At 63.1% G+C, this 17,876-nt stretch carries 10 protein-coding genes; all 10 read left to right on the forward strand.

Annotated features, from left to right (window positions below):
* The first annotated feature begins 136 nt into the window (after positions 1–136).
* Positions 137–1,750 carry a glycosyltransferase family 39 protein gene (locus ATI14_RS07585; protein ID WP_016969483.1) on the forward strand — a complete coding sequence of 538 codons (1,614 nt, stop codon included), beginning with the start codon at positions 137–139 and terminating at the stop codon, positions 1,748–1,750.
* 108 nt (positions 1,751–1,858) lie between these two features.
* Positions 1,859–2,701: a sulfotransferase family protein gene (locus tag ATI14_RS07590; protein WP_026082974.1), complete on the forward strand. Its 843-nt coding sequence runs from the start codon at positions 1,859–1,861 to the stop codon at positions 2,699–2,701.
* A 111-nt stretch (positions 2,702–2,812) separates the two neighbouring features.
* The gene (locus tag ATI14_RS07595; RefSeq protein WP_242627781.1) at positions 2,813–10,627 is read left to right on the forward strand and encodes an Ig-like domain-containing protein; all 7,815 of its coding nucleotides are present in this window, start codon (positions 2,813–2,815) and stop codon (positions 10,625–10,627) included.
* Positions 10,628–10,668: 41 nt separating this feature from the next.
* Positions 10,669–12,183: a TolC family protein gene (locus ATI14_RS07600; protein WP_080520208.1), complete on the forward strand. Its 1,515-nt coding sequence runs from the start codon at positions 10,669–10,671 to the stop codon at positions 12,181–12,183.
* A gap of 90 nt (positions 12,184–12,273) precedes the next feature.
* On the forward strand, positions 12,274–12,519 hold the full coding sequence (locus ATI14_RS07605) for a DUF2789 domain-containing protein (protein ID WP_080520209.1): 246 nt from the start codon (positions 12,274–12,276) through the stop codon (positions 12,517–12,519).
* A gap of 270 nt (positions 12,520–12,789) precedes the next feature.
* Positions 12,790–13,209, forward strand: a complete 420-nt coding sequence (locus ATI14_RS07610; protein WP_016969157.1) for a MarR family winged helix-turn-helix transcriptional regulator — start codon at positions 12,790–12,792, stop codon at positions 13,207–13,209.
* Positions 13,206–15,284, forward strand: coding sequence for an FUSC family protein (locus ATI14_RS07615; protein WP_016969156.1), 2,079 nt, complete (start codon positions 13,206–13,208; stop codon positions 15,282–15,284). Before ATI14_RS07610 ends, ATI14_RS07615 begins: the two co-directional genes overlap by 4 nt.
* Positions 15,281–15,490, forward strand: coding sequence for a DUF1656 domain-containing protein (locus tag ATI14_RS07620; RefSeq protein ID WP_016969155.1), 210 nt, complete (start codon positions 15,281–15,283; stop codon positions 15,488–15,490). The genes ATI14_RS07615 and ATI14_RS07620 overlap by 4 nt, the downstream gene beginning before the upstream one ends.
* Positions 15,487–16,377 (forward strand): efflux RND transporter periplasmic adaptor subunit, encoded by an 891-nt coding sequence (locus ATI14_RS07625; protein ID WP_016969154.1) that lies wholly within the window; start codon positions 15,487–15,489, stop codon positions 16,375–16,377. Before ATI14_RS07620 ends, ATI14_RS07625 begins: the two co-directional genes overlap by 4 nt.
* Positions 16,374–17,816: an efflux transporter outer membrane subunit gene (locus ATI14_RS07630; protein WP_016969153.1), complete on the forward strand. Its 1,443-nt coding sequence runs from the start codon at positions 16,374–16,376 to the stop codon at positions 17,814–17,816. Before ATI14_RS07625 ends, ATI14_RS07630 begins: the two co-directional genes overlap by 4 nt.
* Positions 17,817–17,876: the final 60 nt, after the last annotated feature.

Raw genomic sequence — 17,876 nt, forward strand, 5'->3', positions numbered from 1 at the left:
GCGCCGCCTGGCGGTTGCGAAACAGCGAGCGAAACCGGGGCTTTTGTCCTAGAGTGGCGCTTGTTTGTAGCAGTGGCGCCGGTTGGCGTGTGTGCAGGGTTTGCCCGGCAAAACGGGCAGGGTCAGGGGAATTGAGGTGCGACGGTCTGTGGTAGAACAAGACGACAAAGTGGCGGCATTTCCCGCAGTCAATCGCCTTTCGGACGCCTGGGAAGGCGCCGGATGGCTCAGCCGCCTGTGGTGGGTGCCGATTCTGGCGCTGGCCATGGCAGTGCGTTTCTATGGTTTGACGGCGGCGGCGATCTGGGGCGACGAAGGTTCCAGCCTGCTGCTCAGTGAATACGCCATGGACGACCTGTGGTTCCACGCCGCCCATGACGTGCACCCGCCGCTGTACTTTTTCATGCTGCGCGGCTGGATCGAAGTGTTCGGTGATGGCATCTGGTCGATTCGCGGCATGAGTGCCATTCCCGGCGTGGTGGCGGTGGGCCTGGGCGTGTGGCTGACGCGGCAGCTGTCTACCCGGCGTGCTGCGGTGCTGGCGGGCGTGTTGCTGGCGCTGTTCCCTTCGGCGGTGCGCTACAGCCAGGAAGTGCGCATGTACTCGCTGCTGGCGGTGTGGCTGCTCGGCGCCACGCTGGTGTTGGTGTACTGGGTGCGCCAACCGGCTCGCACGCGCTACCTGGCGGGTTATGTGCTGCTGATGGCGGCCGGTTTCTATACCCATTACTTCACCGCGTTGTGCGTGCTGGTGCATTGGGCGTACCTGGGCCTGTTGTGCCCGGCACAGGCGCCCGGCCAGCGTTTGATCCTGCGCCCGTCGTGGTGGGGCGCCAATGCGCTGATTGTCGCGTTGTACCTGCCGTGGCTGCCGAACCTGCTTGATCTGGTGCAGCACGTCGAACAGCTCAAGGTCGGCGGCGATATTGGCTGGGAAGACCCGGTTTCGCTGATCTCCGTGCCCTCGATGATCTGGCAGTTCACCCTTCAGGATGAAGGCATCGGCTTCTGGCAGCCTTTGTTCTGGCTGTTTCCGCTGCTGTTGATTGCCGTGGCGGTTGCCACGGCCTGGCAGGATCGCGAGCGCCATCATCCCGCCCGCCTTTTGGCGCTGTTTTTCCTGCTGCCGCTGCTGTTGGTGTATGCGGTGTCGTTTGTTTCGCCGGTGTTTATCGAGCGTTACCTCACGGTCTACGCCCTGGGGTTGCCGATCCTCGTGGCCCTGGCCATCGACCGGTTGCCTGCGCGCCTGGGGTGGCTGGGGGCGGCGTTGTTCGTGCTGTTCGTCGGCGTGGAACTGCTGGGGCTCAAGAACAATGCAACGGTGGATGTGCATGACCAATTCAACACGCCGGTGGAGTTCGTCAACCGTAATTACCAGGAAGATGACCGCATCGTGCTCAGTGACATGATGTGGTACCTCAGCTACGTGTATTACGACCAGACCGACGCCCAGTTGCAGCTTTACACGCCGCCCAGGCCCGACGGCACTCCGACCCGGCCGAATGCCTATGGCTTCGGCACGCTGGTGGATCAGGATGGCGGGCGTATTTATCTCGACCGTCTGTCGGCATTACCGGCCGATACCCGTCGTGTCTGGCTGATCAGCAGCAATGAAATGCCGGATGATTTCGCACCGATTCCCGACGGCTGGAAACAACTTTTGCAGCAGGACGGCGGCGGGGCGCGGGCGCGGTTGTTTGTGCTGTGTCGCGGGCCAGAGCCCTCGCAGCCAGAGGGCTGCCGCTAATTTCGAAACGGCATTGAACGAATGCCAAAATAGTGGCAAATGCCCACTAGTCGACACTGCAATCCTCAGCTACGCTTCGGCCACAAATGGATTTTGTCCTACAAGGTGGTGAACGGATTGCAGTATCACTTTATCTCGGGTCTGCCGCGTTCCGGCTCGACCCTGCTCTCTGCCATCTTGTTGCAGAACCCGCGTTTTCACGCAGGCATGAGCAGCCCCGTAGGGACCTTGTTCAACGGTGTATTGGCGCAGTGCAGCGCTGGCAGCGAGTTTGGCGCGGTGATTGATGCCCATACCCGTCGCCGCCTGTTGCGCGGCCTCTTCGACTCTTATTACGCCGACAAAACCTCCACGCCGCTGGTGTTCGACACCAACCGCCAGTGGTGCGCACGCATGCCCGCGCTGCATGACCTGTTCCCCCAATCCAAAGTCATTGCCTGTGTGCGCAACGTCGCCTGGATCATGGACAGCCTGGAACGGCTCTACCGCGCCAACCCCTTCGAAAACACCAAGCTGTTTGGCGATGATGTCGAGCGCAACACGGTGTACAGCCGCTGTGAAACCCTGGCGCAGCGCAACCGGCTGGTGGGCTTTTCGTGGGCGGCGCTCAAGGAAGCCTATTACGGCGAACACGCCGACTCATTGCTGATCGTCGATTACGACCTGCTCAGCCAGGCACCGGAGCGGGTACTGCGGCTGGTGTACGACTTTATCGGCGAGCCATGGTTCGAGCATGACTTCGACAACCTCGTCTACGACGCGCCCGAGTTCGACCAGGCGCTGGGTGTGTCCGGCTTGCACAAGGTCCAGCCCAAGGTACGCCTGCAGGCGCGGCGCACGATCTTGCCGCCGGACCTGTTCCAGCAGTACACCGAGTTGTCGTTTTGGCAGGACGGTTCAGCCAGTGCCGCCAATGTGATTCGTATGAAGGCCAACGCCGCGATCAATTGATCGCGGCGTTTTCATTTTCTCTCAAAGAACGTTCGACGCCGGGTGAGCAGCATGTGGTGGAGCAATCGCAAGTCGCGGGTTAGCGAAGTAGCACGGGCGCGGGTTTCGCCCATGATCATGCCTCTTGAACCGCGCATGCTGTTCGACGGCGCTGTTGCTGCCACCGTGGCCGACGTGGCGCAGCCCGACAGCCACCCCACCGCAGACGCGGCCAAAACGCCGACCGGCGACCACCCGGTCGCGAGCAAAGACACCCATGGCCAGGCCGACGCGCCAGCCGCTGCGCCCGTGGCCGTGCCGGGGCAAACCGTGGTGTTTGTCGACGCCCGGGTCAAGGACTCCGCCAGCCTGCTGCAAGGTGTCGCGCCGGGAACCCAGGTGGTGCAGCTGGACGGCAGCAAGGACGGCCTGCAGCAAATCGCCGATTACCTCGATACGCATCAGGGCGTCAGCTCGGTGCAAATCATCGCCCACGGCAACGCGGGCGATCTGTGGCTCGGCACCACGTACCTGTCGGCGGATAACGTGGCCGCCCGCAGCGCGGTGCTGGGTCAAATCGGCAAGGACATGAATGTTGGCGGCGACATCCTGATCTACGGCTGCTACACCGCCGAAGGCGAGCGCGGGCTGAATTTCGTTGACTCCCTGGCGCAACTGACCGGCCGTGACGTGGCGGCGTCGACCAACCGCACCGGCGTGGGCGGTGACTGGGACCTGGAGATCGCCACCGGCACCATCGAAAGCGCCAACGTGCTGTCGACCAAAGCCATGAGCGACTACCAGTGGGGACTCGCCACCTGGACTGCGACCAACAACGCAAACACCGGGGTGGGTTCGCTGCGTGCGGCCATTGCGTCGGCGCAAAACGGCGATATCGTCACCTTCAGCAGTGGCATGACGGTGCAGTTGACCTCGGAATTGCTGGTCAACAAGAACATCACCGTGGACGGTGACCTGAACAACGACGGTGTGGCGGATGTGACCCTCGACGGTCAATACCGCACCCGCGTCATCGAAATCACCTCCGGCAGCACGGTCACCCTTGATGGCCTGGTCATCACTCGGGGCCTGGTTTCCGGCACCGGCGGCAATGGCGGCTACGGGGCAACCGGCGCCATGGGCGGCGGGATTTTCAACGCCGGTATCCTGACCTTGAATAACGTTTCAGTCACCGGCAACGCAGCAGCGGGCGGCGGCGGTGGCGGCGGTGTCACGGGCGCCAACTACGGCGGCGGCGGTGGCGGTGGTGGCGGCCTGGGCGGTCAGGGCGGCGGCCACGGCGGGACCGCCGGGCCGGGCACCGGTACGCTGGGCGGCCAGGCCGGCAGCGGTGGCGTTGGCGGTTATGGTGGCGGTTATGACGCGACGCACATGGGCGGGCGTGGCGGCTCCACCACCGGCGGGGCCGGCGGTGTGGGTGTGTCCTATTACAGCAACGGCGGTAATGGGGGCACGGCCAACAACGGCACTATTTCCATCGGCGGCGGCGGTGGCGGGTCCGGTTGGGACAAGGTTGGCGGTGTCGGCGGCAATGCGGCCGGCGGCATTTACAACGCCTCCACCGGCACCCTGAAGGTCATCGGCACGTCGGTCATCAGCAACAACCTCGGCGCGGGCGGCGGTGGTGGTGGCGGCAGCGGCCAGGGCAGTAATAACCTGAACGGTGGCGACGGCGGTCGCGGTGTCGGCGCAATCTGGAACCAGGGCGGCACGGTGCTGATTACGTCGTCCAATTTCAGTGCCATCAGCGGCAACGCGGCTGGCAGCGGTTCCGGCGGCGCAGAACTGGGCGGCGGCGTGACCGGCTCTGTGCCGCTGGCCTTCGCGGCGATCTACAACAACGGCGGCACGCTCAACACCGCCTATGTGGAACCACCGACCGCGACCATTGTGATGTCGGACACGGCCCTGAAAATCGGTGAAACCTCCCTGGTGACCTTCACCTTCAGCCGTGCGGTCACCGGGTTTACCAACGCCGACCTGACCATCGCCAACGGCACGCTGACATCGGTCAGCAGCAGCGACGGCGGCCTGACCTGGACTGCGACTTTCACGCCGACCAACAACATTACCGACAGCACCAACCTGATTACCCTCAACAACACCGGGGTGACCGCCATCAGCGACGGCGTGGCGGGCGTCGGCACGACCAGCTCGGTCAATTACGCGATCGACACCGCACGGCCGACTGTGACTATCGTGATGTCCGATACGGCGTTGAAGATCGGCGATACGTCGTTGGTGACCTTTACTTTCAGCGAGGCGGTGACCGGTTTTACCAACGCCGACGTGACCATTGCCAACGGCACGCTGACGGCGGTGAGCAGCAGCGACGGCGGCATTACCTGGACCGGGACGTTTACCCCGACCGCGAGCATCACCGACACCACCAACCTGATCACCCTGGATAACACGGGCATCGCCGACCTTGCCGGCAACGCGGGCAGCGGCACCACAGACTCGGCCAATTACGTGATCGATACCGTGCGGCCGACGGCGACCATTGTTGTGGCCGACACCAATCTGGCAGTGGGTGAAACGTCGCTGGTGACCATCACCTTCAGCGAAGCGGTCAGCGGCTTCACCACCGCCGACATGACAGTGGCCAACGGCACCCTGACCGGCCTGAGCAGCAGCGACGGCGGCATTACCTGGACCGCCACGCTGACGCCGACCAGCAACATTACCGACACCACCAACCTGGTCACCCTGGATAACACCGGGGTCGTCGATCTGGCCGGCAACGCCGGCAGTGGCACCACCAATTCCAACAATTACGCGATCGACACTGCGCGGCCGACCGCGACCATCGTGGTGGCGGACAACGCGCTGAAAATCGGCGAAACCTCACTGGTGACCATCACCTTCAGCGAAGCGATCACCGGTTTCACCAATGCCGACCTGACGATTGCCAACGGCACGTTGAGCGCGGTGAGCAGCAGCGACGGCGGCATCACCTGGACAGCGACGTTCACGCCGACCGCCAGCATCACCGACGCGACCAACCTGATCACGCTGAACAACACCGGCATCGCGGATCTGAACGGCAACGCTGGCAGCGGCACCACCGACTCCAACAACTACGCCATCGATACCGTGCGCCCGACCGCCACCATCGTGGTGGCCGACAACAACCTGCGGATCGGTGAAACCTCATTGGTGACCATCACCTTCAGCGAAGCGGTCAGCGGTTTCACCAACGCCGACCTGACGGTCGCCAACGGCACGTTGAGCGCGGTCAGCAGCAGTGATGGCGGCATCACCTGGACCGCGACGTTCACCCCGAGCGCCAGCGTCACCGATACTATCAACCTGATTACCCTGGACAACACCGGCATCGTCGACCTGTCGGGCAACGCCGGCAGCGGCACCACCAATTCCAACAACTACGCGATCGACACCCAGCGCCCGACCGCAACCATCGTGGTTGCCGACAGCAACCTCACGGCCGGCGAAACCTCGCTGGTGACCGTCACCTTCAGCGAAGCGATCAGCGGTTTCACCAACGCCGACCTGACAATTGCCAACGGTACGCTGACGGCGGTGAGCAGCAGCGACGGTGGCATCACCTGGACGGCGACCTTCACCCCGAACGTGGGGGTCAATGACGCGACCAACCTGATCACGCTGGCCAATACCGGCATCGCCGACCTGGCAGGCAATGCCGGCAGCGGCACCACCAATTCCAACAACTACACCATCGACACCGTGGTGCCGACTGCGACCATCATCGTGGCCGACACCAGTTTGAAAATCGGCGAAAACTCACTGGTGACCATCACCTTCAGCGAGGCGGTGACCGGTTTCACCAATGCCGACCTGACGATTGCCAACGGCACGTTGAGTGCGGTGAGCAGCAGCGACGGCGGCATCACCTGGACGGCGACCTTCACGCCCACCACCAGCATCACCGACGCCACCAACCTGATCACGCTGGACAACAGCGGTGTGCAGAACCTCAGCGGAAACACCGGCATCGGCATCACCAACTCCAATAACTACGCCATCGATACCGTGCGCCCGACCGCCACCATCGTGGTCGCCGACACCGCGCTCGGGGTCGGCCAGACCAGCCTGGTGACCATCACTTTCAGCGAAGCCGTGACCGGTTTCACCAATGCCGATTTGACCATCGCCAATGGCACACTCAGCGCCGTGAGCAGCAGCGACGGCGGGATCACCTGGACGGCCACCTTCACGCCGGCCGCAGGTATCACCGATACCACCAACCTGATCACGCTGGACAACACCGGCGTCACCGACCTGGCGGGCAACGCCGGAAGCGGTACCACTGACTCCAACAATTACGCCGTCGACAGCCAGCGCCCGACGGCGACCATCGTGCTCGCCGACAGCCAGCTCAGTGCCGGTGAAACCTCGCTGGTGACGATCACCTTCAGCGAAGCGGTGACAGGTTTCAACAATGCCGACCTGAGCGTCGCCAATGGCACGCTGAGCAGCGTCACCTCCAGCGATGGCGGTGTCACCTGGACGGCGACCTTCACCCCTAATGTGGGGGTCAACGATGCCACCAACCTGATTGTGCTGAACAACACGGGTGTTACTGATCTGGCTGGCAACGCTGGCACGGGTACCACCAGTTCAGCCAACTACACCATCGACACCGTGCTGCCAACGGCGACCATCATCATCTCCGACAACGCGCTGAAGATCGGCGAAACCTCGCTGGTGACCATCACCTTCAGTGAAGCGGTCACCGGTTTCACCAACGCCGACCTGACCATTGCCAATGGCACGTTGAGCGCGGTGAGCAGCAGTGACGGCGGCATTACCTGGACGGCGACCTTCACGCCGACCACCAGCATTACCGACGCGACCAACCTGATCACGCTGGATAACAGCGGCGTACAGAACCAGAGCGGCAACGCCGGCAGCGGTACCACCGACTCGAACAATTATTCAATCGATACCGTGCGCCCGACCGCCAGCATCGTGGTCGCGGACACGGCTCTCGCCATCGGGCAGACATCACTGGTGACCGTGACGTTCTCCGAGGCGGTCACGGGCTTCACCAATGCCGACCTGACGATTGCCAACGGCACGTTGAGCGCGGTGAGCAGCAGCGACGGCGGGATTACCTGGACGGCGACCTTCACGCCGGCCGCAGGTATCACCGATACCACCAACCTGATTACGCTGGACAACACTGGCGTTGCGGATCTTGCGGGCAACGCGGGCAGTGGCACGACCGACTCCAACAACTACGCGGTCGATAGCCAGCGCCCTGCGGCCACTATCGTGATTGCCGACCCCACATTGGCTGCCGGTGAAACCTCCCTGGTAACCATCACGTTCAGCGAGGCGGTTTCAGGTTTTGACAACAGCGATTTGAGTGTGCCCAACGGCACCCTCACGACGGTGAGCAGTGCGGACGGTGGCATCACCTGGACGGCGATATTTACCCCGACTGTCAATGTTCGCGACACCACCAATCTGATCAGCCTGAACAACACCGGGGTTACCGACCTGGCCGGCAATGCCGGTGCGGGCGTGACCAATTCAGGCAATTTCACCATCGATACGATGCGACCGACGGCCACGGTCGTGGTGGCGGATACCGCGTTGAAAGCCGGTGAAACCTCGGCTGTGACCATCACTTTCAGCGAAGCAGTGAGCGGCTTCACCAACGCCGACCTGAGCGTCGCCAATGGTACGTTGAGCAACGTCAGCAGCAGTGACGGCGGCATCACCTGGACGGCCACGTTCACGCCGACCGGCAATATCACCGACACGACCAACCTGATCACCCTCGACAACAGCGGCGTACAAAACCTGTCGGGTAACACTGGCGTCGGCACCACAGACTCCAACAACTACAGCATCGACACCCAACTGCCCACGGCAACCATTGCCGTGGCTGACAGCGTTCTGGCCATCGGGCAAACCACCACGGTCACCATCACGTTCAGCGAGACCGTCAGCGGGTTTGACCTGTCGGACTTGAGTGTGGCCAACGGCTTACTGTCCGGCCTGGCCAGCGCGGATGGTGGCAAGACCTGGACTGCCACCTTGACGCCGACGGCGAGCATTACCGATGCCACCAACCTGATCGTGCTGGACACCAGCGGGGTCAGCGATGCTGCTGGCAACACTGGAAGCAGCCTTGCGATCTCGAATAATTACGCGATTGATGGCCAGCGTCCGACGGCGACCATCAACGTCGCCAGCCCGAGCCTGGCCATCGGCCAGACGTCGCTGGTGACGATCACGTTCAGTGAAGCCGTGTCCGGTTTCGACAACAGCGACCTCAGTGTGCCCAACGGCACGCTGTCGGCGGTGAGCAGCGCGGACGGCGGCGTGACCTGGACGGCGACCTTTACCCCGACAAGTAATATTCACGACACCACCAACCTGATCACGCTGAACAATGCGGGTGTCACGGACCTCGCGGGGAACGCCGGCAGCGGCGTGATCGACTCGGGCAATTTCAGCATCGACACGCTGCGGCCCACGGCGACGGTGGTCGTCGATCATAGTGCTTTGAAAATCGGCGAAACCGCCCAGGTCACCATTACTTTCTCCGAAGCGGTCAGCGGTTTCACCACCGCCGACCTCAGCGTGGCGAATGGCAGCCTGAGCAACCTGGCCTCCAGCGACGGTGGCGTGACCTGGACCGCGACTCTCACACCGACGGCCAACATCACAGACACCAGCAACCTGATCACCCTGGACAACAGCGGCGTGCAGGACGCCGCCGGCAACGCGGGCAGCGGCACCACCGACTCGAACAATTACGCCATCGACACCCAGCGCCCCACTGCAACCATTACCGTGGCCAATGGCACCCTGGGCATCGGGCAGACCACCACCGTGACCATTGCTTTCAGCGAGGCGGTGAGCGGTTTTGACCTGTCGGACCTGAGCGTGGCCAACGGCGTACTGTCCAATCTGGCCAGCGCCGATGGCGGCAAAACCTGGACCGCCACCCTGACCCCGACTGCGGCCATCACCGACGCCACCAACCTGATCGTGCTGGATGCCGGCCAGGTCAATGACATCGCCGGAAATGCCGGCAGCGGCATTGCGATCTCCAACAACTACGCGATCGATGGCGAACGCCCGACGGCGACCATCAGCATTGCCAACCCGAACCTGACCGTCGGCCAAACCACCACGGTCACCTTCACCTTCAGTGAAAAAGTCAGCGGGTTTGACCTGGACGACCTGAGCGTGGCCAACGGCAGCTTGTCCAACCTGGCAACAACGGATGGCGGCAAGACCTGGACGGCCACTTTGACGCCGGCGGCCAACCTCAACGACCCGAGCAATTTCATCACCCTCGATACAAGCCTTGTCACTGACCTGTCGGGCAATGCGGGCAGTGGTTTCGCCAACTCCAATAATTTCTCGATCAACACGGTTTCGTTGACCGGCGACCCACTGTTCCGTGTCACCGACCCGGTGGCGCCGCAGGTTTCGACGAACCTGCCGTTACAGCCGATCATCTTTGGTCAACCGACGGGCAACCTCGGCTCGCCCATCGGCTTCCCGCCGTTGTTTGCACCCCGTGAGGTCGGTGCGGATTTGCCGCCCATCGGCAGCATCTTTATTCACAACGGTGCGTCGGCCCCCAGCTTTATCGCCCAGGTGTTCAGCACCGATGGCAGTGGCGACGGCAGCGGCAAGGGCTTCCTCGGTTTCGGCGGTGGCGATGGCGGGGTGTTTGGTTCGAGCACCCTGTCGGGCCTGTTCAACCGTGAAACAGGCGGCGGGGACGGCGACCTCAACGCGTTCGACAACCGATCGATCAAAGGCCAGGGCGACCCGGCCCACGGGCTGCGCGGCGTCTTTGGCGCGCCGACGCTCGGCCAGCAATTGCAGCAGATCAAAGACACCGAACACCGTCAGGTCACGGACCTGGCGCACGCACTGCAACAGGTCGGCATCAGCGAAATGCAGGCCTGAATACACATAACTCAAGGCGCAGGTACAGGGGCGGTCCAAGGATGAAAACAAGTCAGAAGTTGTTCGGCGCCAGCCTGCTGGCGCTGGCGATCAGTGGTTGTGCGGTCACCAGCGAGCCGATTGAACGCAGTGTCAGTGAGCAGCGAGCCCGCAGCGATCTGCAAGGCATGTACAAAGGCCAGGAGCCGCTGAGCGGCCCGTTGACGCTGCACCAGGCCATGGCCCGCGCGGTGAAATACAACCTCGAAGGGCGTTTGAAGGTGATGGAGGAGGCGCTGGCCAAACGCCAATCGGACCTCTCGAGCTTTGACATGCTGCCACGCATGGCCCTGTCGGCAGGTTATGCCGGGCGCAACAACACCAACGCGTCCAGCAGCCAGAGCGTGCTCAGTGGCAACCAGTCTCTGGAGCCTTCCACTTCACAGGACCGCGACCGCCGTGTGGCGGACCTGACCATGGTGTGGAACGTGCTCGACTTCGGCGTGAGCTACATCAGCGCCAAGCAGCAGGGCGACCAACGCCTGATCATTCAGGAACGGCGGCGCAAGGTGATCAACACCATCGTGCAGGATGTGCGCTCGGCCTACTGGCGTGCCGTCGCCGCCGAACGCTTGCTGACCCAGATCGACAGCCTGATGGCGCGGGTCGACCAGGCCCAGACCAACAGCCAAAGCATGAGCGAGCAGCGCATCGGCGACCCGGTTCAGGCCCTCGGCTACCAGCGCTCGCTGATCGAAGCCACCCGGCAATTGCAGGAGCAGCGCCGCGCGCTGTCCCTGGCCAAGACCGAACTGGCGACCCTGATCAACCTGCCCATGGGCACCGACGTGAAGCTGGCCACACCCGACGACTACAGCGTGCCGCAGTTGAAGGTCAACCTGGCCAGCCTGGAGCAGGAAGCCCTGGCCAACCGACCGGAATTGCGCGAGCAGGATTACCAGACCCGCATCAGCGCCGCTGAAACCCGCAAGGCCATGCTGCGCCTGCTGCCGGGGCTGGAGTTCTCGGCGGGTGGGCATTACGACAGCAACTCGTTCCTGGTGGACAACCGGTGGGCCGATTACGGTGCCAAGGTCACCTGGAACCTGTTCAACGTGATCTCCGCGCCCGCCGCCATCGATGTCGCCAAGGCGGGTGAAGAAGTCGCCACCGCGCGGCGCCAGGCCATGTCCATCGCCGTGCTGGCGCAGATCTACGTGGCCAACGCCAACTATCAGGACGCCGTGCGCCAGTTCAAAACCAATGAACAACTGGCCAACATCGACGGGCAAATCCTCACCCAACTGCGCAACCGTCACCAGGCTGCAGGCCTGGGCGAGCTGGACTTGATCCAGGGCGAACTCAACACCCTGCAAGCCGACCTGCGCCGCGACCTGGCCTACGCCGACCTGCGCAACGCCTACGGCCAGATCTTCGCCAGCGCCGGGCTCGACCCGCTGCCCGAACAGCTGGATTCGGACCGCGTGCAATCGATTGCCACGGCGCTCGCCAGCCGTGAATCGGCGTGGGCGGCGGGCAACATTGCCGCCCCGGCACCGCGGGTCGCGCCTAAATAATCGGCTGCCGCACGCACTGAAAACCCGGGTTTGCCGGCTTTGCTGGCGCCTGGGCTAGACTCGGTGGATACCCTTTCTCAGGAGCCCGCCATGGAATCGCCTGTGCACAGCTTGCCGTCCCTCTTCAAGCAGCTCGGGCTGCGGGATGATCCGGTGAGCATTGAGAAGTTTGTGGCGGTGCATTCGCCGCTCAAGCCGGAGTTGAAATTGGCCGATGCGTTTTTCTGGACGCCCAGTCAGAAAGCTTTTTTGCGCGATGGCATTCGGGAAGATGCGGACTGGGCTGAAGTCGTTGATGAGTTGAATGTTTTGTTGCACAGGGGGCGCGCGGGGTGAACCTTTCATATCAAGCCAACGCTGATCCAAAATGTGGGAGCTGGCTTGCCTGCGATGGCGGTGTGTCAGTCGATATCTGCCTTGACTGAATGAACGTTATCGCAGGCAAGCCAGCTCCCACACTGGTTTGCGATGCTGAAAAGATGCGCCCACCGCCCATCACAAATTTGTATCAAAACTTGACGGCATTGGATCCATCGACCATATTGATAGTTAGCAAACTAACTGTATGCGAACTATCCAGTGCCTCAGACCCTTGAACAACTCCAGATGAACCTCAGCAGCAGCATGGTGGTGGGCGCCCGTAACTGGCGCAAAATCTGCCAGACCACGCTGGTGAGCTATGGCATCTCCGAAGCCTGCGCCGTGCCGTTGTTGATGATCGGCCGCTTGGGCGATGGGGTGCATCAGGTGAAAGTCGCCCAGGCGTCGGGGATGGAAAGCCCGTCACTGGTGCGGCTGCTCGACCGTTTGTGCCACGACGGGTACGTGTGCCGCACCGAAGACGTTCACGACCGTCGTGCCAAGGCCTTGAGCCTTACCGAGCGTGGCCGTGAGCTGGTGCAGGCGGTGGAAGTGCAACTGGTGCGCCTGCGCCAGGAGGTGCTGGCCGACATTGCCCACAGCGACCTGGAAGCCGCGCTGCGTGTGCTGCGCGCCTTTGAGGCGGCCGAGGTGATGAACCCTTGAACGGTTTCTTCACCGGCATGCCGCCTGCAAAAGACTGGTTCTACGGCGTGCGCACCTTCGCCGCCTCGATGATCGCCTTGTACATCGCCATGCTCATGCAAATGCCGCGTCCGTATTGGGCGATGGCCACGGTGTATATCGTCTCCAGCCCGTTTGTCGGCCCGACCAGTTCCAAGGCGCTGTACCGCGCCATCGGTACCTTTATGGGCGCCGCCGCCGCCGTGTTTTTTGTGCCGATGTTTATCCAGACGCCTTACCTGCTGGTGGTGATCATCGCGCTGTGGACCGGCACGTTATTGTTTCTGTCGCTGCACCTGCGCACCGCCAACAGCTACGCGCTGATGCTGGCCGGTTACACCCTGCCGCTGATCGCCCTGCCGGTGGTGGATAACCCGCTGGCCGTGTGGGACGTGGCCGAAGCGCGCACCGAAGAAATCTTCCTCGGCATCGCCGTGGCGGCGGTGGTGGGCGCCATGTTCTGGCCGCGCCGCCTGATGCCGGTGTTCGACGGTTCGGTGACCAAATGGTTTGCCGACGCCCAGGTTTATAGTCAGCGGTTTTTGACACGCAACGTGGACACTGAAGAAATCAGCACGCTGCGCAGTGGCATGGTCGCGACTTTCAACACCCTTGAGCTGATGATCGGCCAGTTGCCCCACGAAGGCGCGCGGCCACAGACGGTGCGCAACACCAAGGAACTGCGCGGGCGCATGATTCACCTGCTGCCGGTGGTGGATGCGCTCGACGATGCGCTGTACGCCATCGAGCACCGCGCGCCGGAATTCCTGGGGCAAATGGAGCCGATTTTACAGGCCACCGCCCAGTGGCTGGAAAACACCCGGGACAGCGCACCGATGGACAGCTGGCGCGCCTTGCGTGATCAAGTCGACGCTCTTCAGCCCCAGGGCGATGCGCTGGATGATCGCCACACGCTGCTGTTCTCCAACGCGCTGTACCGCCTCGGCGAGTGGATCGACTTGTGGCAGGACTGCCGCAGCCTGCAAGCCGCCATTCAGTGCGAAAGCCAGGACACCTGGCGCGCCGTTTACCGCCACTGGCGTCTGGGCCGGCTCACGCCGTTTCTTGACCGTGGCCTGATGTTCTACTCGGCGATTTCCACGGTGAGCGCGATCATCGTCGCTTCAGTGCTGTGGATTCTGCTGGGCTGGACCGACGGTGGCAGCGCCGTCATTTTGGCCGCCGTGGCCTGCAGTTTTTTCGCCTCGATGGACGACCCGGCGCCGCAGATTTACCGGTTCTTTTTCTGGACTGCCATGTCGGTGCTGCTCGCCAGCCTCTATCTGTTTCTGGTGCTGCCCAACCTGCATGATTTCCCGATGCTGGTGCTGGCGTTTGCCGTGCCCTTCATCTGCATCGGCACGCTCACCGTGCAGCCGCGCTTCTACCTCGGCATGCTGCTGACGCTGGTGAACACCTCGTCGTTTATCAGCATCCAGGGCGCCTACGACGCCGACTTCCTGAACTTCGCCAACGTCAACCTGGCGGGGCCCGTGGGCCTGCTGTTTGCGTTTATCTGGACGCTGATCGCCCGGCCCTTCGGTGCCGAGCTGGCGGCCAAGCGCCTGACTCGTTTCAGCTGGCGCGACATCGTCAGTCTCACCGAGCCTGCGACGCTGGCCGAGCACCGGCATATGGCCGTGCAAATGCTCGACCGCCTGATGCAGCACCTGCCGCGCCTGGCCCTGATCAACCAGGACACCGGCACCGCCCTGCGGGATTTGCGCGTGGCGCTGAACCTGCTCGACCTGCTGGCCTACTCGCCGCGCGTCTACGGCGTGCCGCGGGTGTTGCTCAACCAGGTGGTGGAAGGCGTGGGCGGTTACTTCAAGGCCTGCCTCAAGGCGGGTGAACGCTTGCCCGCGCCGAGCGGTCTGCTGATGACCCTGGACCGCACGCGCCGTGCCCTCAACGGCCAGGGCCTGCAAAACGAAGACGACACACGCCTGCATCTGCTGCACGCACTGGCTGGCTTGCGCCTGTCGTTGCTGCCCGGCGTGGAGTTTATTGGCGGCGCCGAGACGGAAGCGCCGCTGCCTGATGGAGCGCCTTTATGATCGGTGATCTGGATATCAGCGGGGTGTTTTTGCCCACGCTGCTGGTGCTGATGGGCATTACGTATGTGTTGTTTCTGGTGGTGCACGGGCTGTTGACGCGCATTCACTTCTATCGCCTGGTCTGGCACCGGGCATTGTTCAATGTGGGGCTCTACGCGCTGTTGCTGGGCGCGGTGGACTCACTCAGTCGATACCTGATGACATGAAAAAACCTTTTTTGACCATTGGCCGTGTCGTCCTGACGCTGTTGATCGTGACGTTTGCGGTCGTCGTTGTGTGGCGCATGGTCATGTATTACATGTTTGCGCCGTGGACCCGGGACGGGCACATCCGTACCGACATCGTGCAGATCGCCCCGGACGTCTCCGGGCTGATCCAGCAGGTGGACGTGCGTGACAACCAGCTTGTGACCAAAGGCCAGGTATTGTTCGCCGTCGACCAGGACCGCTTCAAACTGGCCCTGCGCCAGGCCCAGGCCGCCGTGGCCGACCGCCAGGAAACCCTGGCCCAGGCCAGCCGTGAATACAAGCGTAACCGCGGCCTGGGCAACCTGGTGCCGAGCGAGCAGCTGGAAGAAAGCCAGTCCCGCGTGGCCCGTGCCCAATCGGCCCTGGCTGAGGCGCAGGTGACCGTGGATTCGGCGCAGCTCAACCTCGACCGTTCGGTGGTCCGCAGCCCTGTGGACGGCTACGTCAACGACCGCGCGCCGCGTGCCCAGGAGTTCGTCACGGCCGGGCGGCCGGTGTTGTCGGTGGTGGACAGCAATTCCTTCCACATCGACGGCTATTTCGAAGAGACCAAGCTCGACGGCATTCACGTCGGCATGGGCGTGGATATCCGCGTGATCGGCGACAACGCCCGCCTGCGTGGCCATGTGCAGAGCATCGTCGCGGGTATCGAAGACCGTGACCGCAGCAGCGGTTCCAACCTGCTGCCCAACGTCAATCCGGCGTTCAGCTGGGTGCGGCTGGCCCAGCGGATTCCGGTGCGCATCGCCTTTGATGAAGTGCCAGCGGACTTCCGCATGATCGCCGGGCGCACGGCAACGGTGTCGATCATCGCCGATAAGGTTAAAGACGGAGACAAGCCATGAAGCAGCTTCTGGCGACTGCCGCGCTGGGGTTGTTGCTGTCGGCCTGCCAAGTGGTAGGTCCGGATTACAAGCTGCCGGAGCAGTCTGCCGTCAACCGTGGCGACTTGCAGGGGCAGATCGCGACCGACGGTAAAAACGTCGTATCCGCGCCCGTGCCCGCCGACTGGTGGAAGCTCTACAACGACCCGCGTCTGGATGAGCTGGTGCGCCAGGCCATGGCGTCCAACACCGACCTGCGCGTGGCTGCAGCCAACCTGCAACGCGCGCGTTACCAAGTGCAGCAAGCCGAATCTGCCGGTGGCTGGAGTGCCGGGGCCAAGGCAGAAGTGCAACGTTTGCAGGAATCCGGTGAGGCGTTTCTGCTGACGGAAAAAGTGCCGGTCGCCAACATTGGCAGTGCGGGCATCACTACGTCCTACCAGTTCGATTTGTTCGGCACCTTGCAGCGCGGCATCGAAAGCGCCCAGGCCAGTGCCGATGCCACCCAGGCCGCCGCCGATACCGCGCGCATCACCCTGGTGGCCGATGTGGTGCGTTCCTACACCCAGGTGTGCGCGGCCAATGAAGAAAAAGCCATCGCCCAGCATTCCCTCGACCTGCAAGCCGAAAGCACACGCCTGACCCAACGCCTGCGTGACGCCGGCCGGGGTGATGAAACCCAGGTGACGCGCTCCCAAACCCAATTCAAATCCTTGCGCGCCGACATGCCGCGCTATGACGCCGCTCGCCAGGCGGCTCTGTTCCGCCTGTCGATGTTGCTGGCCAAACCGGTGGATCAACTGCCGGCAGGCACCGGCAGTTGCGTCGAGCTGCCGCACATCGCCCAGTTGCTGCCGGTGGGTGATGGCGCCGCGTTGCTCAAGCGTCGCCCGGACGTGCGCCAGGCCGAACGCCAGCTGGCGGCCGCCACCGCGCGAATCGGCGTGGCCACCGGCGCGCTGTACCCGGACATCAGCATCGGCGCCACGGTGGGCACCGTGGGTATTCTCGACCATCTGGGCGAGCCGCAAACCAACCGTTGGGGCTTTGGCCCGCTGATCAGTTGGACGGTACCGACCAACGGCGCCCGTGCCCGCGTGCACGAAGCCGAAGCCGCGACCCAGGGTGCCTTGGCGCATTTCGACGGCGTGGTGCTCAACGCCATCCGTGAGACCCAAACGGGCCTGGCGCAATACGCCGCGCTGTTGCAGCGCCGCGACGCGCTGGCCGAAGCCGAAGCCTCGTCGGAAGAAGCCGCTGACCAGACGCATCGCTTCTATCAGGCCGGGCGCGCCTCGTTCCTGGCCGACCTGCAAGCCACCGGCACCCACACCAGCATGCGCGCGCAACTGGCGCAGGCGAACACCCAGGTTGCCATGAGTCAGATCGACCTGTTCCTGGCCTTGGGCGGCGGTTGGGAAAGCGGACGAACGCAAGCGTTGCCAGCCAGCAAACCCTGAGCGAATAGCTATGCTTTGTCAGGTGAGGCGCCGTGACGCCTTGCCTGACACTGCTCGCGT

The sequence above is a fragment of the Pseudomonas tolaasii NCPPB 2192 genome (assembly GCF_002813445.1).
Lineage (GTDB): Bacteria > Pseudomonadota > Gammaproteobacteria > Pseudomonadales > Pseudomonadaceae > Aquipseudomonas > Aquipseudomonas tolaasii.